Annotated in this window: 19 protein-coding genes and 1 pseudogene; 10 read left to right on the top strand and 10 right to left on the bottom strand. The window is 68.4% G+C overall.

The genetic code is table 11. The features are described from left to right. Window positions 1–52 precede the first annotated feature (52 nt). The 5 genes from RCR19_RS34555 to RCR19_RS34535 all read left to right on the top strand — a co-directional run bounded on the left by RCR19_RS34555 (window position 53) and on the right by RCR19_RS34535 (window position 5,198). Complete coding sequence (locus RCR19_RS34555; RefSeq protein ID WP_331268695.1) at window positions 53–223, top strand: hypothetical protein; 171 nt, start codon at window positions 53–55, stop codon at window positions 221–223. A 189-nt stretch (window positions 224–412) separates the two neighbouring features. Next, window positions 413–862, top strand: coding sequence for a hypothetical protein (locus RCR19_RS34550; RefSeq protein WP_331268694.1), 450 nt, complete (start codon window positions 413–415; stop codon window positions 860–862). A 565-nt stretch (window positions 863–1,427) separates the two neighbouring features. Continuing rightward, window positions 1,428–2,042, top strand: coding sequence for a DUF2269 domain-containing protein (locus RCR19_RS34545; protein ID WP_331268693.1), 615 nt, complete (start codon window positions 1,428–1,430; stop codon window positions 2,040–2,042). A 454-nt stretch (window positions 2,043–2,496) separates the two neighbouring features. Beyond that, window positions 2,497–4,980, top strand: coding sequence for a SpoIIE family protein phosphatase (locus tag RCR19_RS34540; protein ID WP_331268692.1), 2,484 nt, complete (start codon window positions 2,497–2,499; stop codon window positions 4,978–4,980). A gap of 74 nt (window positions 4,981–5,054) precedes the next feature. Continuing rightward, window positions 5,055–5,198 carry a hypothetical protein gene (locus tag RCR19_RS34535; RefSeq protein ID WP_331268691.1) on the top strand — a complete coding sequence of 48 codons (144 nt, stop codon included), beginning with the start codon at window positions 5,055–5,057 and terminating at the stop codon, window positions 5,196–5,198. A gap of 209 nt (window positions 5,199–5,407) precedes the next feature. Here the strand turns inward: RCR19_RS34535 and RCR19_RS34530 are convergent, their stop codons facing one another. The 9 genes from RCR19_RS34530 to RCR19_RS34490 all read right to left on the bottom strand — a co-directional run bounded on the left by RCR19_RS34530 (window position 5,408) and on the right by RCR19_RS34490 (window position 14,512). Further along, window positions 5,408–5,812: a hypothetical protein gene (locus RCR19_RS34530; protein ID WP_331268690.1), complete on the bottom strand. Its 405-nt coding sequence runs from the start codon at window positions 5,810–5,812 to the stop codon at window positions 5,408–5,410. 375 nt (window positions 5,813–6,187) lie between these two features. Next, on the bottom strand, window positions 6,188–6,631 hold the full coding sequence (locus RCR19_RS34525) for a hypothetical protein (protein WP_331268689.1): 444 nt from the start codon (window positions 6,629–6,631) through the stop codon (window positions 6,188–6,190). A gap of 1,215 nt (window positions 6,632–7,846) precedes the next feature. Then, on the bottom strand, window positions 7,847–8,437 hold the full coding sequence (locus tag RCR19_RS34520; RefSeq protein WP_331268688.1) for a hypothetical protein: 591 nt from the start codon (window positions 8,435–8,437) through the stop codon (window positions 7,847–7,849). Beyond that, window positions 8,434–9,357, bottom strand: a complete 924-nt coding sequence (locus RCR19_RS34515) for a hypothetical protein (RefSeq protein ID WP_331268687.1) — start codon at window positions 9,355–9,357, stop codon at window positions 8,434–8,436. Before RCR19_RS34515 ends, RCR19_RS34520 begins: the two co-directional genes overlap by 4 nt. Next, entirely contained in the window at window positions 9,333–9,746 is a 414-nt protein-coding gene (locus tag RCR19_RS34510) for a hypothetical protein (RefSeq protein ID WP_331268686.1), read from the bottom strand. The genes RCR19_RS34515 and RCR19_RS34510 overlap by 25 nt, the downstream gene beginning before the upstream one ends. Next, window positions 9,743–10,537 carry an ATP-binding cassette domain-containing protein gene (locus tag RCR19_RS34505; protein ID WP_331268685.1) on the bottom strand — a complete coding sequence of 265 codons (795 nt, stop codon included), beginning with the start codon at window positions 10,535–10,537 and terminating at the stop codon, window positions 9,743–9,745. Before RCR19_RS34505 ends, RCR19_RS34510 begins: the two co-directional genes overlap by 4 nt. Window positions 10,538–10,559: 22 nt before the next feature. After that, window positions 10,560–11,360 carry a hypothetical protein gene (locus tag RCR19_RS34500; RefSeq protein ID WP_331268684.1) on the bottom strand — a complete coding sequence of 267 codons (801 nt, stop codon included), beginning with the start codon at window positions 11,358–11,360 and terminating at the stop codon, window positions 10,560–10,562. After that, complete coding sequence (locus RCR19_RS34495; RefSeq protein ID WP_331268683.1) at window positions 11,357–11,896, bottom strand: RNA polymerase sigma factor; 540 nt, start codon at window positions 11,894–11,896, stop codon at window positions 11,357–11,359. The genes RCR19_RS34500 and RCR19_RS34495 overlap by 4 nt, the downstream gene beginning before the upstream one ends. Before the next feature lie 711 nt (window positions 11,897–12,607). Next, entirely contained in the window at window positions 12,608–14,512 is a 1,905-nt protein-coding gene (locus RCR19_RS34490) for a lamin tail domain-containing protein (protein WP_331268682.1), read from the bottom strand. Window positions 14,513–14,729: 217 nt separating this feature from the next. Between RCR19_RS34490 and RCR19_RS34485 the strand changes: the two genes are divergently transcribed. Continuing rightward, window positions 14,730–14,900 carry a hypothetical protein gene (locus RCR19_RS34485; protein WP_331268681.1) on the top strand — a complete coding sequence of 57 codons (171 nt, stop codon included), beginning with the start codon at window positions 14,730–14,732 and terminating at the stop codon, window positions 14,898–14,900. Here the strand turns inward: RCR19_RS34485 and RCR19_RS34480 are convergent. After that, a complete protein-coding gene (locus RCR19_RS34480) occupies window positions 14,893–15,684 on the bottom strand; it encodes a hypothetical protein (RefSeq protein WP_331268680.1) in 792 nt (263 codons plus the stop codon). The genes RCR19_RS34485 and RCR19_RS34480 overlap by 8 nt on opposite strands. 641 nt (window positions 15,685–16,325) lie before the next feature. Between RCR19_RS34480 and RCR19_RS34475 the strand changes: the two are divergent. From RCR19_RS34475 to RCR19_RS34460, 4 genes and pseudogenes are all read left to right on the top strand, one after another. Continuing rightward, a pseudogene (locus RCR19_RS34475) lies at window positions 16,326–16,451 on the top strand (aldo/keto reductase); the annotation flags it as partial. A gap of 48 nt (window positions 16,452–16,499) precedes the next feature. After that, window positions 16,500–17,432 carry an aldo/keto reductase gene (locus tag RCR19_RS34470; RefSeq protein ID WP_331268679.1) on the top strand — a complete coding sequence of 311 codons (933 nt, stop codon included), beginning with the start codon at window positions 16,500–16,502 and terminating at the stop codon, window positions 17,430–17,432. A 314-nt stretch (window positions 17,433–17,746) separates the two neighbouring features. Beyond that, entirely contained in the window at window positions 17,747–18,427 is a 681-nt protein-coding gene (locus RCR19_RS34465) for a tetratricopeptide repeat protein (protein ID WP_331268678.1), read from the top strand. A 154-nt stretch (window positions 18,428–18,581) separates the two neighbouring features. Beyond that, window positions 18,582–18,929, top strand: a complete 348-nt coding sequence (locus RCR19_RS34460; RefSeq protein WP_331268677.1) for a CU044_2847 family protein — start codon at window positions 18,582–18,584, stop codon at window positions 18,927–18,929. Window positions 18,930–18,933 lie beyond the last annotated feature (4 nt).

Genomic DNA, 18,933 nt, shown 5'->3' with positions numbered 1-18,933 from the left:
ACCTACGATCACGCCCTGGATCACCAGGAAGTCATCGCAGCCGGGGGGCATCATGGACTTCTTCATCGGCATCCTTCTGATCATTTTTGTGGCACCGATGGTCGGGATCATCGGCCGGTGGATCGAGAACGCTGGTCGCGAGGGCTTGGGCAAAACACTCTCTGTCGGTGGATACCTGCTGGTGCTCGGAGCCGCCGGATGGTTGATCATCCGTAGCTTCTGACTTCAACTGGCCACCTCCTGGCGCGGATGCGCGGTAGAGCACTGAAGTACAGCAACCCCAGCCATCGTCCGTCGGCAGGCGTAATCTGGCCGGAGCGCGCCGGCTGGTCGTGTCGGCCAAGGAGCTGCACCGCTCGGTCCACGCCCCGACGGAGGTGGATGCGCGTGAAGCCGGACGGGGGTGAAGGGAGTGACCGAAGCACTGCCGTTCGTTGACGAGCATCGGGTGCTCGTGTCTGCTCCGGCTTTCGTGGTTTGGAGTGCTCTGGCCGCACAGATCCCGCAGTTTGCCGGTTCCGAAACGTTCGTCCGCCTGCTGGGTGCTTCACCGAATCGGGCCTCCGGCGAGCCCATCGCCAAGGGCGCGACGCTCCCGGGCTTCCGCGTAGCCGAAGCCGTCCCTGGGCACCGTCTCCGATTGACCGGACGTCACCACTTCTCCCGCTACGAGCTGCTGCTCACCCTCGCCGAACACCCCGGCGGGACGCTGCTCAGCGCTTCGACGTATGCGGCGTTCCCTTGGCCCCATGGGCGGGTCTATCGCTTGATCGTCATCGGCTCCCGCATCCATCGCGCACTGGTGATCCGACTTCTCCGCGACGTGCGGCGCCGGGCCGAAAGGGCGGCGACTGGCGGATGACCACCTTGTCGGCCGTGGACCATGTGGGGGCGAGTGACACCACGTGGACGAGCGCAGGCGCGTGACCTGCTCGAGTTCGTCGGAGACAGGGAGCTGCGCGCTACCTGACATCGGCACCGGGATGCCTGCCCAGGCCGCGTAGCGGTGGCAGGTTGGGACCGTGTGTCGCTCGTAGTGGGCGTCGAGGGAGAAGGCGGCGTCCAGCACACACAGTGAGGTATGCGCCCACCGAGGGCCTCGCGGTTTGAGTGCCAGATGCCCGGCGGCAAGGACTACTTGTCCCGTCTCGTCCATCGATCCCCCAATGATGCAACAGCGAGGCTGTCTTGCATGCGGCACCGACAGGACATGGTTCGTTCGCATGCCGCTGGGCGTTGAGACGGTTTGGGTACCCCGGAGCAAGCCCGGCCTGTTGACGGGGTGTCCTACGACTCCCCGGTACTTCCCTCGTAGTAGGCGGTGTGCCGCCCCGGGGAGGACGACGTCCGCGCCTCCCGAGTCCAGGATCGGAGGCGATGTAGGCCCCCCGGCAGGACAAACACCGGACACGGAGGACGCGAGGCCCGTGGACACCCCGTCGCAGAACCCCGCCCCGTTCGCCCCTACCACCCGAACGACGCACCCGCACAACGAGCGCCGCTCCCGCCGACGCGGATCGCTGTTGCCGCCGCAGTGGCGCAAGGCGCTACGGGCCGCACACGTGACGGTGTCGGTCGGGCTGCTGGGCAGCGACGCCGCCGTGCTGACCCTGGCCTCGGCGGGGCGGCTGGGCAGCGACCCGGTCACCGTCTATCCGGCCGCCCACCTGATCGGCGAGCTGCTGCTCCTGCCGCTGGCCGTGCTGGCCCTGGCCACCGGCGTAGCGCTGGGCCTGCTCACGCCCTGGGGCCTGCTACGCCACTGGTGGGTGGTGATAAGCCTCGCGGTGACGGCAGGAGGCACCGTCCTGGCCACGTTCGTGCTGGTTCCGGGGCTGGGGACGGCAGCCTCGGCGGCGCTGGCCCGGCATCCCGTCGCCGACGCCACCGGGCTGGTCCGCGATTCGGCCGCAGCCTGCGGCGTACTGATCGCGACCGTCGTGATTTCTTACGTCAAGCCCTTCGGGACGGTGCGCCGCAGACCCCGCACCGAGCACCCGGCTCCGGTCAGCTCCCACACTGCGGGCGGCTTGTCCCGGTAGGAGCATCCGCTGGCGACAGCAGGTGTCCCATGGAGCCTGGCTCGCGGAAACGGCTCGGACCTGGAGCGACCAGAACGTGCCCGCTCGGCCGTAGAAGCAAGCTGTGTCGGCATCTGCTCAGCGTTTGACCGCAGGTTCGAGTCCTGCCGGGGGCGCCAAGCGCGACCAGCAAGAACGCCCGAGAAGGATCTTCCCTTCCCGGGCGTTCGACGTGGTTGACGGCAACGACCCCGTCACTCATCGGACAGGAGCATCCCCAGCCTTCATCGAGTACCGGTCGCAGCTTCGCTCCTCCGGGCGGGAGCGGGCTTTCATGACCGAACCGGTTTCAGTCGCGGTCGCGATGTTGTCACAGGACGGAGCGCTATCTGGTCGATTGCCCCGTAAAGACCAAACTGCTCCCGTGTTCCATGTCGCACGGTGCAAGCCATCCGAGGACGACAGCTTGATGAATATGACCACGACCAGCACGGCACGAGTGACACTCGGTAAACGGATAGGTGCGTCAGACATATCCGACACGGCGTTCGCGCTGCTCGACGAGCAGGGGACGGTGGTCGCGTGGACGCAGACCGCTCAGCACCTTGTCGGATACACCGCCTGCGCGGTGGTCGGCCGGTCCGCCGCACTCGTCCTGCCGTTCTTCGGTGAAGCGTCGGCGATGTCCACGTTCGTCGAGCAGTGCCGTGCACGGAACGGCTGGTCGGGCGCGACGGCAGTGCGCCACCAGGACGGCCGGGTGCTCGACGTCGGCTTGCGGATCTCACCTCTGCAGGGGCAGGACGGAGCAATGCGGTGGCTCGCGACCCTGACCGACATCGGCGTGCCGTCCGCGGACGCGGCGAGCGGATCGGTGTGGGGGGCGCTTCTTGACCGCGCGCCGATCGGCGTCTTTGTTCGTGATCTGGAGCTCCGCGGCGCCTGGGTGAACGACGTGATGGAGAGCCAGGACGGCATTTCCGCCACCCGTCGGCTGGGATGTCGACCCACCGATGTGTGGTGGTCCGGCGTCGAGGCCGCAACGGTCGAGGCGATGATGCGGCAGGTGCTCCGAAGCGGCACCACCACGGTCCACGAGTACCGCGCATGGCTTCCGACGAGTCGGGACCTGGAGCACCCGTTCGGGATGTCGTTCTCCTGCCTCCAAGGCGCCGACGGCCAGCCTCTGGGGGTATGCATCATCAGCGTCGACGTCGCCGAGAGCCGGCGAGTGCGCGAGCGCCTCGCCGTCCTCGGCGAGGCCGGCCCGCGTTTCGGCAGCACCCTGGATGTGATGCAGACCGCCCAGGAACTGGCGGAACTCGCCGTGCCTCAGTTCGCCGACTTCGTCACGGTGGACCTGGAGCAGTCGGCCTTGTTCGGCGAGAGGGCCCCGGTCCGCTTCGGCACGGTGAGCGAGCGCCTCCCCGTTCTACGACGCGCCGGTCTGGCCTCGATCCGCCAGGGGGCGTCGGAATCCCCTTGGAGACGCGGTGAGGCGGTCCCCGTACCGCCTGACGCTCCCCTCTTCGAGATCCTGCGCACCGGCAGGTCCTACCTGGAGCCGGTCCTGGACACCGCTACGGGCTCATGGATTGACCAGGATCCGATACGGGCGCAGAAGATCCGCGAGAACGGCATGCACTCCATGATGCTCGTACCCATCGGCGTACGGCGCGTCCTGCTGGGCATGGCGCTGTTCATCCGCACCGAGAATCCGACGTCGTTCCAGGAGGACGATGTGCTCCTGGCCGAAGAACTCGTCAGGCGTGCCGCGGTGGCGTTGGACAACGCTCGCCAGTACTGCCGCGAGCAGACCGCGGCGCTGGCGCTCCAACACAGTCTGCTCCCGCGCCGTCTGAGCGGCGGTGCGGCGGTGGAGACGGCCTCTCGCTACCAGCCCGCCGACATCGACAGGGGCGTCGGGGGCGACTGGTTCGATGTGATCCCGCTGTCCGGTGCCCGGGTGGCCCTCGTCGTCGGCGATGTGATCGGACACGGCATCGGCGCTGCCGCGAGGATGGGCAGGCTCCGCGCCGCGGTACGAGCGATGTCCGATCTGGAGCTGCCCCCCGGTGAACTGCTGTCCCGCCTCGACAACACGGTCCAGCGAGTGTCTGAAGAAGACGGCGACGATCCTGGCCAGAACTACGCGGCGGTGGGCGCCACCTGTCTGTATGCCGTCTACGACCCGGTCACCCGCCGGTGCGCCATGGCCGCGGCCGGGCACCCGCCGCCCGCGATCATCGACCCACAGGGCAAGGTGACCTTCCCCGACCTTCCCACCGGTGCCCCGCTCGGCATCGGGCTGGGAGCCCGCTTCGAGGCCATGGAACTGGAACTGCCCGAGAACACTCTCCTCGCCTTCTACACCGACGGCGTGATCGAGACCCGCGGCCAGGACATCGAGGAGGGCATGCACCGCCTGGGCACCGTCCTCGCCCAACCGGGTCGGTCCCTGGAGGAGCTGTGCACCCGCGCGATGGCGTCCGTCGAGGATCAGGCGGCGTTCGACGACGCCAGCCTTCTCCTCGTCCGCACCCGCTCGCTCAGCCCGGCCCAGGTCACCTCCTGGACGCTGCCCAGTGACCGGACCGCTGTCCGCCACGCCTGGACCCTGGCCGCCGGTCGGCTGGCCGAATGGGGCTTGGAAGGACTCGTGGACGGCGTGAAGCAGATCGTCAGCGAGCTGGTCACCAACGTCGTCCGGCGCAGCGACGGGCCGATTCGCCTGCGTCTGATCTGGCACCAAGCCCTGACCGTCGAAGTGATAGACGCCGACGTCAACTCCCCGTGTATGTGCAACGCGCGCACCGTGGACGAGCACGGCCGAGACCTCACCGTGGCCGCCCAGCTGTTCGACAGATGGGGCACCCGCGAGACGCAGGACGGCAAGATCGTCTGGGTCGAAGCAGACCTTGCCCACACATCCCGCTCCCAATCCCATGCTGCCTGTTGACGCGCCAACGCGCTGCAAGCCCTCCCGCAGCCCGTCAAGGCCGCCGTTTGTCCGGCGCCCGGGAAAGTTCGAAGGTGCGGAGCACGAAGCTGCGCGTCGTGGCGGAACACGTGTTGAACTTCGCCCGGGGCGGCAGCCTGCCGGACGCCGAACCGGAGGAGCTACGGCGCGCGCCGGCCCGTTACCGGGCCCTGTTCTCCCGCACGACGCGCCACTGAAGAGGCGGCGGCCGACGAGCAGTGTGGTAGATGAGACAGCTCGCCGGTGAGGGCTTGGACGTCGCTCGACCGCAGGTTGATGTTCTGGCGGGTGCCACCGACAAAGCGCACCAGGGGATCTTCGCTCCAGGGCGTTTCGTGTCTCTGGCGGCAATTGAGCAGTCCCGCACCGAAACCGGTGGTAACTGTCGGGAGCGACTCGGCGTGCGTCAAGCTCGGATCCGTCTTCCGTGTCGTTTCGCAGAGGCGATCACGGCGCAAGCAACGGCCGTCGCAATAAGGCTCCCCATCATGACCATCCCGACGCCGACCATGAAGAGGCCACTGGAGTCGTCCGACCAGTCGAAATAGGCGGCAACGGTGAGGCCGGCCGTGGTGCCGATCACAGCGCCGGCGACATAGCGCCGGGATGCTGCCCAGTACACCGCTGCCAGCAGCGTCAGTAGCAGCCCGATCACCTGCCACGCCGCGTACGGGCCGGTCGTCGTGCCATCCGGCTGCACGTCACGATGCTGGTCCCAGCCGAGCCAAGCAGCCCACAGCACCAGCGACACCCCAGCCAGCGCGGGGATCGGCAGGAGATGGCGAACGGGTTTCACGATTCCTTGGCGCATGCCCCAAGCGTTTCGGCTCACCCCATCACCGGCCAGAGGTCAGGTACTCACCTCCACCTGAGTACATCAGCCACGTGCGGATCGAGTACGTCAAGGCCGGGCACTGACGACAACTGTTGGCGGGAAACCTGTTCGTGCCGTGAGGTCAAGCCGCGAACGGCAGGCGCGCGGGAGGCGGCGCATAGTGGGGAAATCCGCGATCCGCCCACTGCACTGCCCTGCTCGCCGTTCAAGTGCCTTGGTCCAGGCACGGACTCGACGGATGGCTCTCAGCGGGAGATCGCTCCCCTTCACAACATGGGCCCGCTCCGCCCGGCCTGCCGAGCGGGTCACGGACGGTCCTCTCGTTCGTCCCGCTTCTCCAGCTTCCTCGGCTCAGAGTCGGCGCACCCATGCCGCGACGCCGTGGCCCACGCCTAGGTAAACCAGCCCGGGCAGGCCGTAGTTGAGAAGTACACGAAGGCCCTCGGTGTCCATGGTGAAGATGTCCTGCGACCAGCCGGCCAGCCACTCGGCCACGCCGCGGACAAACTCAACGAAGCCGTTGGACTGGTTGGCGTCCAGCATGTAGAGCAAGATCCACAAAGCGAGGAAGCCGGCGGCGATGTCGCCGATCGTGTGGATGACGAGCGCCGCGCGGTCCCGGCTCTCGCCCTCCCGGCGCTGACGGCGCGGGGCGCTGCTGGGCGTCGGGGTCGAGTAGGCGTAGTCGCTCTGTCCGCCGGGATAGCTCTCTTGATAGCCAAGGTTATCTCCGTGGCTACGGTTGCTCCCGTAGGGATCATGCGCCGGCTGTGTGCCATGGGGATGATTGTTCACGCCACTTGCCTACCTCAGACGCCGAGGTAAAGACAAGCCGCGCGATTTCGGCCTCCGTTGCAGCGGATTCACCCGACATCACCCCGTTGACCTTTCTGGATCGCCCATTGGGTCCAGGAATTTCACACTGGTTGCGAGGCGTCGATTCAGATTCATCACCCGACCTTCACGAAACCGCTGCCGCACCTGCTCCGCACAAGCGACGGAGAAAACGGTCGTTATGCCGACCTGTTCCGCAGCCGGACCGGGCATAAGACGGCGACGCGGCCCATGCATGAGCGCCCCCTGGCCGTCTTGGGGCCATGAACGGGCGCTCAACGATGAGCAACGTCGACAACTTCTGACAGCTCGGCAGTAGGCAGTCGGGCTGCCGATCAGAAGGCGGCGAAGACGTCGACCTGGCGGCACTGGCCGATGAAACTCAGGGCCTCGTACTCGACTGCGTCGGCCTGCGCCAGGACGACCGGGTTGCTCACCGCACGGAGTTCATGATGAAAATCCCCTTCGCATGGAGGTTTCGCAACGGGGCAGGACCCACTGGGAACACAGGGTGAGCCTCGACCGCAGGAGCACGACACAGGTTCCCGGATATCTTCGCGCGAGCCCGGCGGCACAACGGATGAAATCAAGGAGCGCACCGATCATCCAGTCCATCGACTTTCCCACCGCTGGAGTCAAACGCACAGGTTGCTCATCCGTGCTGACGTGAACACGAATCGAGGACAAACTCTCTACACACTGCGCGGCGCCCTGAAGCGACGGATATCGCCACGGTGGTTCCGAACTGGACACTCCGGATCAACAAGGCACCATCCGGACGCCACATGCAGATTCAGCGCAGCCACCCCGTGCTCAGTTACGTATTTGGTGCGCATCTTGTCGAGGGACGGTGGTCACCCCGCCGTCGCTGCCGCGCCGGAGCCGGTCGCAGACATGGCCGGCCCGTTCGGTGATGGTGTGGCTGATGTCGCGCCGTCGCAGCCAACTGCCGGTGGCGTTGGAGCCGCAGCCCTTGGGCGGGCCTGCACGGGGCCGTCCAGGACCGGCACAGGATCGGCATGAGGCCGAAGACCGTGGGTGCCACGGACATGCTCGACGACCAGGCTGCAGTGAGCACTGCGGTCTCCGTGTCACACGCCCAGGACTGCCCTGCAGCCGCCCGGTTGGTGCGGCCCGACAGGCTCCGCCATCCCCGTAGGACCGGCCGGGGCCCGGTCAGACGTTCTCCGACGATGTTCGGGGGCGTGGGCCTCGACTCACGTAGGCGGCGATTCCGACGGCGGCGAGCACTGCGGCGACCAATGCCGCGGGTCGGCTGTCGGGCGCCTGCGTCTGCCAGGTCAGCACCTCGCCCGCGGTGCCCGTGCCCGGGTAAGCCGTCGCACCGAGCGTCCACCCGAGAGGCAGGAACCACGCCCGAGCGGTACCGATCGTGGCCGACCCCAGGGCGGTCAGGCCCAGCAGACCGGCCGTGTCGCGGACGACAGAGCCGAACGGCCCGAACCGTGGGCCGGTGAGCAGCGTGGCCAGCAGGAGCATGCATCCCAGGGCCGTGGCCAGGTGGGACAACCGCAGCCACCCCCACGGCCTCGCCCCCGTGCGGTCCAGGGTGTCGTCGGGGCCACCGAGGGTGGTGGTGACAGCGGCCACGAGGAGCAGCACCGTCAGGACGAGTACGGTGCTGCTCACCTCGCCCGTGTCGCTGAAGATCGTCGCCGGCAGCCGTGTGGTGCCGGTGGCTGCGACCGCCGCGCCGAGCGCCGTCGGCACCCGGCGCGAGCGGACGTAGAGCGTCAGCCCTCTCACCGGGCGCTTCGGGTCAGGAGGCCGGTGGTGGCCCGGCACTTCCGGGCGGCCTGGTAGAGGGCGGTCACCCGAGCACCGGCCTCGGCGGGCGGCAGTGCCGTCAGCCCCTTGAAGAGCCTGGCGGTCTCCGGTACGTCGAATTCGAAGCCGTTGGAACCGGTGGTCGGCTCCCTGTCGAGCAGCCAGGCGGCCGCGGCGGTGGCGGCCTCGATGTTCCGGGTGTTTTCGCAGTTGAGGGGTCCGGTGAACACTTCGGTGAGCATCCTCGGTTCGAGCCGGTCCGGGTCGGCGAGATGACCGTGCTTGTCGATCGTGATGGCCATCAGCACGGTGTCGGCCCTCGGCCTCGGTGAGGTGGGAGGAAAGATCGTGGAGGTGTCCTCGTGTGCCTCGACGAGCGGTGTTGCCGACAGAAGTTCCAACGCGTGCCGGGCCTTGGGGACGACCTCGGGCAGCACACCTTCGTGCGCCCGGCTGACGCAGACCTTCGGGGCGCCCGCGGTGCACACCAGTTCCTGGGCGACCGGGTCGAGCGTCTGCCGGTCGTAGGCGGCGCCGGTCGGCGCGACCAGGGCCGTGGCCGTCGCCCCGATGGCCAGCGGCAACAGCGCGGCGAACACGAACTTACGCTTCCGGACTGCGAAGAGGACGACGCCGGCCATCGCCACCGCGACCATCCAGAGTGCCTGGGCGATGCTGACTCCGTCGCCGGCGGTGTCGTAGTCGCTGAACATGCTCATCCCCATGCTCGGGGAGAACGCCGCCATGAGCCCTCCGTCCGGCAGGACGTGGGGCGCGAAGATCAGCAGCATGTAGCCGATCACCGCCAGTGCGGGTGCGGTGGCGAGCGCCGGCACCAGGCGTCCGACGGCCAGCCCGAGCCACACCGAGGCGATCATCGCGACCAGTCCGACGCCCACGACGGCGAACGCGGCCGACGGCAGGTAGTGCGCCGTGTCGGCGATCCGTGGTGCCGCCGCAAAAGGAGCGTGAGCAGGTACGCGACGAGGACCGCCAGCCCGGTCGTGACGAGGATCGGCATCATGTGCTGCGGTCGCGGGCGAGGGACGCAGGCGAAGAGCTCCGCGACGTTCGCCCGGTGCTCGCGATAGGACTGCCAGGCACCGGCGGCCATCGCGAGGGGTGACATCACCGCGAGGTATTCGCGCTGAGTCATGGCCAGCGCCGTCCACCCGGTGGACCATCGCCCCGCGGTGGCGTGCAGCACGGAGGTGCCGGCGACGGCGATCAGTAGCGCTCCGCCGGGAGCTACCGACCGCCGGAGCTCGATGCCGAGGATGCGGATCATGCGTTGCTCCGATGCTGACGCAGGAGTGCGGAGTACCCGCGCTCCGCCGGGCTGTCGCCCGCGTCTCCCTGCCCGCCGCGGGCGATCAGATCGTCGGGGGTGCTCTGGAAGAGGAGTCGGCCTTCGTTCATGAGGATGACGTCGGTGCAGGCGGCGACCACGTCCTCGACGAGATGGGTGGAGACAAGCACACAGGTGTCGGCGCCGAGGTCACGCAGCAGGTCGCGGAAGTCGAGACGCTGTTCGGGGTCGAGCCCCACGGTGGGCTCGTCCAGCAGCAGCAACTCGAGGTCGTTCACGATGGCTTGGGCGATTCCGGCCCGACGCAGCATGCCGCCGGACAGGGCCTTCATCTTGGTGTCGGCCTTGTCGGTGAGACCCACCCGATCGATCGCGCGCTGTACGGCGTCGGGTGTCGCGGCTTTCGGTACTTCCTTGAGCCAGGCCACGTACTCGACGAACTCGCGGACGGTGAACCGCGGATAGAAGCCGAACTGCTGCGGCAGATAACCCAGTCCGCGACGCACCTCACGCAGGTCGGCTCGGCCGTCGACCTGCGCGCCGAGCAGTGTCAACGAGCCGCCGGCGGGCTTGACGACGGTGGACAGCGCACGCATCAGCGTGGTCTTTCCGGCTCCGTTCGGGCCTAGCAGACCGTGCACTCCGGCCTTCAGAGCCAAGTCGAGGCCGTCGACGGCCAGGTGGCGGCCGGCTCTGACCCGCAGCTCTCTCACGTGGACGCGCCAGGGATGAAGGGTGGGGGCCGTCTCGGCAGCACTCACCGGTCGCATGGGTCTCTCCTGTGATGGGGGGTCAGTTGCCACTGGTCAGGCGGCGGAAGCGATTGGCGGCGAAGGGGGTGGTCGCGGCAAGGGCCACGGTGGTCGCCACCCAGAGGGCGCTGCTGCCCGACTGCAGCACCGGGGACAAAGATTCGGTCGCCACGCTCGGCAGCAGGACACCCGCGGACCAGGCGACGCCGAGTCCGATCGCCGCGCGCCGCACGCCGGTGAAGGCGCCGAGCACGAGGGTGGCCGCAGTGAACGCCAGGCACGGCAGCAGGACGAGGGCCAGTGAGGTTCCGGTGCTCACGCCCGCCACCAGCAACGCCGGAAGCACCACGAGGAGCACCGCGAGTGTGCGCCGCAAGACCATGGCCAGGCCGGCTGCGGGCGTGGTGGCGATCAGTTCCCAGACCGGATCCGTCCGCCGACTCCAGGCCACCGCCACACCGGGCAGCGGAGCCACCGGGGCCAGCAGCAGCACGAGCGACGGCAGGTTCGGCTCGGCCGAGTTGAGGAGCACGCCGCAGCCGAGCACCGCGACGGTCACCGCGAGCCAGGGCAACAGCGTCCAGGCAAGCAGGCGTCGGTGCGCGGCTCCTGCACGGGTGCGTCGCCGGGCCGGCAGCGGGCTGGTCTGGATCGCCCGGTCGAGCGAGACGCCGACTCGGTCGAGCAACTCCGCGGTGGCGGGGGTGACTTGTGCGGCCAGTTGCTCACGGCACTCGGCGCATGTGTCGAGATGGACTTCGATCGACCAGAGCGCGGCGTCGCCGAGCCCGCGCCCGCCGTCCGCGTAGCGGGCCAGAACCGCGATGGTGGGATGAGTCATGACAGCGCCTCCCGCAGCGCGATCCGGGCCCGTCGCGCCCGGGTCTTCACCGTGCCCTCCGGCATGCTGAGCAGCACCGCCGTCTGCCGGACCGACAGGTCGTCGAGCACCATCGCCTGCAGCACCTGCCGCAACTCCGGTGGCAGCCGCAGCAATGCCTCTTCGAGGTCCTGGTCGACGCGGTTCGCCAGCACCTCGTCCTCGGCGGCCGGCGCGGTCTCCTCGACCGGGGCAACGGTCGGCAGCCGCTCCTGCCGGGCGCGCCGGCGGAAAGCGTCGACGAGACGGTTCGCGGCGATCGTCCAGATCCAGCCGACCGCGCTGCCCACGGCCGCGGAGCCCGCGTAGCTTCCGGCCGCCCGCCAGACCGCCAGGTAGGTCTCCTGGAGCACGTCGGCGACGACGTCGTCGTCAGCGCAGCGGCGCCGGAGCCGCACCGCCAACCAGGGTGATGTACGCCGATACAACTCGTCGAACGCCGCCCGGTCACCGCCGGCGACGCGACGCACGAGCTCTGCCTCGTCGAGGTCTGCCATGCCTTTCACGTTCAGGAAGACGAAACGACCTTCGATTCGGGTTCTCAGACGGTTCGGCGCTTACCGAGAGCCGTCGATCGTGGCCGCCTGTCGTCCTGGCCGGGCAGAGCGATCTCGTCGATCCGGTCCAGCGAAGTCTCGTTCCCGGCCGGGGTGTTACGGCCCCGGAGCGGGTGGGTGAGCCGGGCAACACCATGCGCACGGGTGTCAAGGGCGTCCCAAACGACGGCCAGGCCTGCGTTTTCGAGGCGCGGCCTCAATCCGGTGGTGGAGGTGATGGCGTGCCGGGTGGGCCACAGCTCGACCTGGGCGCAGGTGGTGGCCCAGGCGGCACGCCGGTGTGGGGCCCTCGTGGGCGGCAGCAGGCCGGGGGCCCGGGGCCCAGCCGGACGACGCCGGGGCCGGCACCTGGCCGCGCTCGGTCAGGGCGCGGGCCAGGACGCGGTCGCGTTCGGCGAAGTCCATGCGCCTGTGCTCGGGGGTCTGGGGATGGGTGAGGGTGGCCTGTAGGAGATGGCGGAGCGGAAGGGGCGGCCTCCCCGGCCTTGGGTTCCAGGGGAGGCCGCCCCTTTGCCGCGTGTGCGGCAGTGGCGTGCTCACTGCACAGCGCCGTCGCCGTTCCAGTCGAGCCCGGGCCGGACGCCTCGCCGGCCCCCGCATTACCGCAGGGTGCCGGCGGGCTCGTGCGCAGTCGTGCTGGTGCGGTCGGTGTCAGCAGGGGAAGGTGCCGCTGTAGAGGGCGTGTCCGTAGGAGGAGCTTCCGGAGCCGAAGCCGTAGATGCCGTCGTCGGTCCAGACGGCTTCGCGGGAGCCGTTGACGCAGGTCGAGGACGGGGCGATCGCGAAGCCCTCCAGGTTGTCGGTCGGCATGACGGAGGGGATGGTGTAGGTCACGTCCGGAACGATCGCGCCGCTGGCGTTGATCTTCATGAACGTGTGCGTCTCACCGCAGGTGTTGTCGCAGGTCGCGATGAGGCGCTGGGTTCCTGCGTCGAACGACACATCCATCACCGAGGCCTTGCCGGTGGCGATCGTGCCGAACGTGGTGAACGTTCCGTCGGAGTTGAGGCCGTAGACGTGCAGCGTGCCGTCCCACTCCAGGCCGGCGAAGAACAGGCCCGACCCGTGCAGCGGGTAGTTCGCCGGGTTGTAGGCGGCGTGGGTCAGCGGGTCGATCCAGCCGTTCGTCGTCAGCCAGCTGTCGGGCACGTAGCCGACACCCTCGAAGCCCAGGTTGGCGTCGTCCTTGTCGCCGGTGTTGAGCTGCGGGAACTGCGAGGTCATGTCCCACTGATGAATCGGGGTCAGCGTCGATCCGGTCGATGCCGGGTCGAACTCCATGATCGTGTCCTTGGGGACCGTGTTCTTGGTGTTGTCGCGCTCGGAGCTCACGTAGATGTGGCCGTTGGCGCCGACCGTCAGGCCCTCGGAGTCCGGCTCGCCGGAGCCGCCGGCAAAGCGGATCTGCTTGCCGGTCGCGCTCCACGAGGGGTCCGGGATCCACTTGCCGTTGCTCTTGACCAGCTTGTACAGCCAGTTCTTGTTCTTGGAGGCCCACAGCACCGACGGGTTGGCCGGGTCGAACGCCAGACCGCTCAGGTCACGGCCCTCCGGGCCCGTGGACGTGGTGAACGCGCAGACGTTGTCGGCGATCGTGACGTCCAGGCCGCCCGGCCACGCCAGCGTGCCCGACGGGCGGGAACCTGTGCCGGAGGGCGCCTCGGGGGCACAGTTCTTGGTGAGGGAGCCACCGCCGCCCAACAGGTGGCCCGTGCCGCCACCGGGGTCTCCGCCGGGGTTTCCGCCGGAGCCCGAGCAGAAGTTCGCGCTGCCGAGCGTGGCGGTCGTGGAGGTCTGGAACCATCCGGTGGCGTCGGCACACCGCTCGGCGGACGGCTTGGCGCCATCGGTCGCCCAGGTCACCGAGTCGATGGTGTTGCCGTTGTTGTCGAGGAGGAACAGCGAGTCGTTGTCACCCAGGCCGATGGTGGAGTTGAACGTGACGTAGCCACCGGCGGGGATGCTGGTCGCGCTCGGTGAGGAGGACGAGATCGAGGCCGGAGAGTGGCTGGTGTCGTTGTCGACGTACTTCCACGACCCGATGCTGACCGCGCTCGCTCCACCGTTGTGCAGCTCGACGGTGTCCGCGCCGTTCGAGGTGACCTCGTTGACCCGCACCAGGCTCGCCGCCGGAACCGACGACGGGCAGCCGGCGCCGTTGGCGGCGCCGAACGTGGTCGCCGCGGTGACGGTCACCCACGCCCCGGCTCCGTCGCCACCGCAGCGCGCCATCGCCGGCTTCGCCTTGTCGGTGGCCCACTCGACGCGGTCGACCACCGTGCCGTCGGACGTGTAGATCACCAGCTTGTCCGAGTCACCAAGCCCCTTGGGCGAGTTGAAGGTGACGAAGCCTCCCGCCGGGATCGTGGTGGAGGACGGGCTGAAGGACTGCGGCGAGAAACTGTCGTCGGACATCTTCCAGCCGCTGATGCTCACCGCGGCCGATCCGGCGTTGTACAGCTCTACCGTGTCGTTGTTCGACGAGGTGACCTCGTTGATCCGAACATTCTGGTATCCGGCAGGGTCCGCGGCAGCCGCGGGCTGCGCGGCGAGCATTCCTGTGAAGACAAGTCCCGAGAACGTCAAAGACGCGGCGCATACGGAGGCAAGGCCGATACGCGAATGAGAAGTAGACACGAGGTCGAACTCTGATGATCAGACCTTGAATCGGGGTGTACTCCAGCTGAATGTCGCCTACTGGTCGCCGAAATGCCGTGCGTGGATGGGCACATGCAAGGCGATGCCACCAACGAGGCCATGGAGGCTCCGCCCCGTGGAAGAAGGCGGAGTGGAACGGACGGCCTCCCGGCCGTGGTTGCTGCCGCTTCCCTACCGTTTGGCCGTGCCGGGCTCGTTCCTGCACGGTGCCGTCGTCGCGGCGTTCCCCACCACGCGTCGGCGTACCGGGCGCCGTTGCGGCGCCCGGTCCTTCACCGTCATCTGACGTCGACGAAATCGCCGGCTGCCGTGGCCGGTCCGGTTGTGGTGGTGCCGATGAAGCGGAGGCGGAAGTAGCCGTCAGTTCCTGCCTTGGTGGTGGTCTTCAGCGCTCCCTTCCTGCCACTGGTGATGGTCTTCAGGGTGGTGTAGGTGGTGCTGCCCTTTTTCCGGAACTGCAGCTGGACCGGCCGACCTTCGTAACCGGTGTAGGTGCCGCTCTCCCAGTTGGCGCGGGTCAGCTTGCCGGTGACGGTGATGCTCCTGCCCCTCTTCACCGGCTCGGGCGAGGCGTTCACCGTCACCTTGGCGTACCGCTTGATCCGGACTGTGGTGACGACGTCGACGGCCGTCCAGTCGTCGTTGGCGTCCTGCGCTTCGGCGAGCACCTTCCAGGTGCCGGCGAGGTCGTTGTCGTCGAGGTCCCGCGCGGCGTCCACGGCGAAGCTCACCTTGCAGATGGACGTGGTGCGATCGGTGGACGACACCGTGCACTTGCCCGCCGGCGGGTAGGTCGGCAGGATGCCGTCGGCGTCGTCGGTGTTGGGGCCGTGCCACAGGTAGGCCCAGGAGGCGGCGACACCGTCGGGGTCCTTCACGGTCCACGTGATGGTGATGGTCTTTCTGGTGGTCAGGCCGAGCACGATGTCCTCGCCGGCGTTGACGACGACCTTCGAGAACGTCGTGTCGCTCGATGCCGCTCGGTCCGCCGCTTGGGCGGTTGCCGGAGTCACTGTCGCGGAGAGGGCGGTGGCAAGGAATATGGCGGCGGTGGCCGGGCGGATACGCATGGAATCCCCCTTCGGGATCGTCGGGGCCGCCGTCTCTACCCGGCGAACCTGATGATGTGTCACGCTCCCTAGACCCTCAGAGGCCGGCCGTGGTTGCCCCAATGTTCGGAGACAATTCACCCACACTTCCGTGCGGGATCACGGCGGTCAGAGCCACCGCGACGCCGTGCACGACGCCGTAGGCGACCACGCTCTGCGCAACGGCAAGCCCCACCCACGAGTCAAGAGGCCCTCAGCCATTCACGGTCCAGCGCACAGAGCGCCGTACCGCTCACTTACTACTTGGTGCGTGACAGGGCCTGAAGTCGCGATGGTCACCGAGCACGGCCCGATATTGCCGAGTCCGCAGACGCCGGCCGATGGACCCGACTGCCACATATCCTCGAGTTCCGCTGCTCGAGTGACGTGGCGCTCCTCGGCAGGCGCGAGCACGTATGCATCTGCCGCAGACCCATTTATCCATTCCATTTCTCAATGTCATGACCAACGGCTGTTGGACTTCTGGATCAGTTGTTCCTAGGCTCGGGCTGGGCCGGTCTTCCGTGCGAGAAGACCTCTGACCACCTGTTTTCCACTACCGGAGCAGATATCGGATGAAGCAAGGCACGATCGGCGTCCACCGCGTGACCCCGGCCTTGGAGCTTGCCCTCACGCCCGTGGTCGTCCCGATCCCCGGGTCCTCACGCCCCGGAAGCATCCGTGACTCGGCGGCCGCCACCGACGTCACGCTCACCCCCGAGCAGATGTCCCACCCGACGGCGGCCTGAGACGCCCCGTACCGGCACCGAACACCACACACCGACAAGGACCCGATCGTGAAGACTTTCACCCTGCCCGGCACCGACATGGTCGTCCCGAACATCGTGCTCGGCCTGATGCGCATCCAGGACAAGAGCGACGAGGAGGTGCGCGCACTCCTCGCCACTGCGATGGACGCCGGCATCACGTTCCTCGATCACGCCGACGTGTACGGCAGCGAGCTGCACGGCTGCGAGCGGCGCTTCGCCGAGGCGATGCAACTGAGCGCCTCGCAGCGCGAAAAGCTGATCATCCAGTCGAAGGCGGGCATCGTCCCCGAAGGCCCTTACTTCGACTTCTCCTACGAGCACATCCTCGAGTCGGTGGACGGTTCGCTCAAGGCTCTTGGCACCGACTACCTCGACATCCTGCTGCTGCACCGCCCCGACGCCCTGGTCGAGCCGGAAGAGGTCGCGCGCGCTTTCGACCAGCTGGCCACGGCAGGCAAGGTACGTGCCTTCGGTGTCTCGAACCACACTCCCCGGCAGATCGACCTGCTGCGCCGCCACGTCAGCCAGCCGCTGGTGGTGAACCAGCTCCAGCTGTCCATCACGCACGCCCCGCTCGTCGCGCAGGGTGTCGCGGCCAATATGCAGGGCCTGGAGCAGTCGGTCAGCCGTGACGACGGGCTCCTGGACTACTGCCGGCTGCACGACATCACCGTGCAGGCCTGGTCACCGTTCCAGGCCGGGTTCTTCGACGGCCCGTTCCTCGGCTCGGCAAGCCACCCCGAACTCAACGCCGTCATCGACCGCCTGGCGGCGAAGTACGATGTGCCGGCCCTGGCGATCGCGACGGCCTGGATCACCCGGCACCCCGCCCGGATGCAGGTGGTCATCGGTACGACCACACCGCAGCGTGTCGCGGACGCCGCCCTCGGATCGGACGTGCCACTGACCCGTGCAGAATGGTACGAACTGTTCCGCGCCGCCGGCTACATCGTGCCCTGACCGCCGTTCCGGCCTCACGGTCCCTGCCGGACAGGACGACGCCGCAACACCCCCGACACCGAAGCCCCCCGACCGGACCCCCGATGGCACGGACCGAGGCGGACCCGTAAGGTCCCGCCGCGTGGAGTTCATACAGAGGAACATCGGCCTGTTCGGGCGGACTGCGGGCGGGATCTCCCGTGCGCAGGCGACGGTCTTCCGCGGTCTCCTGGATCAGCTCGCGACGGGAGAGTACGAAGAGGTCGAAGCCCCGGGCGCAGGCCCTCGCGGCCCGGCCACGGCGCGTCTGGGACCGAAGTCCCGAGCCGGTGTGGATGGCGAGGACGTTCGCCCTGACGGCCGCGGTGCTGTACGGACGCAGGGAGCACGTGCTGCCCGAACTGGAGGCGCTGACGGCGGCGTTGCGGCAGACGAGCGGCAGCGTCCGGACCCTTCTGCTGGTGGTGCGGGTCAATCGCGCGGTCGTTCTCCTCGGCCAGGAGCGGTACGCGAACGCGGAGTCCGAGGCCGCCGGCGTCCTACGTGAGGTGACCCGTCTGGCACATCTCACCCGGGTGGCGGACATCGAGCTGTCCGCTCTGGCGTGCCTGGCGGAAGCCTTGTGCGGACAGGGCCGGTTCGAGGAGGCGGAGGTCGTCGCGCGCGGCAATCTGCCGCGCGCGACAGGGAACAGAGCCGCGTCCTTGCGGTCTCTCCTGGTGCGCAGCCTGAACGGGCAGGGCCGCTACGAGGAGGCACTCGCCGAGTCCCGACAGCCGACGCCGCCCGCGTCCCGAGCCGGGAGCGGGCAGTCGGCCATGGTCGTCGCCGCGGCTCTGCACGGTCTGGGCCGCCGCGACGAGGCCGAGATGATGGCTCGTCAGGCGGTGGACAAGTGTGCGCAGTTCCTCCATCCCACACATCCCCGCATCCGCGAAGCGCGGGATTTGCTGGCCCAGATCACCGCCGGGGATCCTCCGCCGGAAGCTCCGGACGCGGGCGCCGGATCCTCGTAGCGGTTGGTCGGGCTTGTTGGTGGGTGGTGCTTCCCGACTGTTCTCGCGAATGAAACTCAAGCAATGAGCGCCTCCTCTCCCACGGGCACCTGGTGTTACGTCGCGCCCCCGTGAGAGGGTGGTAACAACCGTAAACCGTAGGAGAGTTGGGGTCATGGTCGAGGGGCTCGCCCGGCTGGAGCTGGAGGGCGGCGGATCGGTACTGATCGAGGCGTCACCCGAAGCAGGCGGGCCGGTGAAGGCGGGCCGGGTCGCGCAGACCGTCCAGAACCTGCCCGTGACACTGGAGGCGGCGCTCGGTCCCGTGACCGACACGGCACGCAGCGTGTTGCGCCGACTCCGCGAGGCAGGCCCCGATGAGGTGGAGGTCGAGTTCGGTGTTGATCTCGCCGTCGAGGCGGGCGCTGTGATCACGAAGACCGGCGTCGGCTGCCATCTCAAGGTCAAGATGACATGGCGCCACGAGGACACCGAACGGCAGCGGGACGCCGTGGAGGAGTGACGCC

It is taken from the genome of Streptomyces sp. WAC07094, from assembly GCF_036320405.1.
In the GTDB taxonomy this organism is placed as follows: Bacteria; Actinomycetota; Actinomycetes; order Streptomycetales; family Streptomycetaceae; genus Streptomyces; species Streptomyces lannensis.
This window is presented reverse-complemented; position numbering and strand designations above follow the sequence as displayed.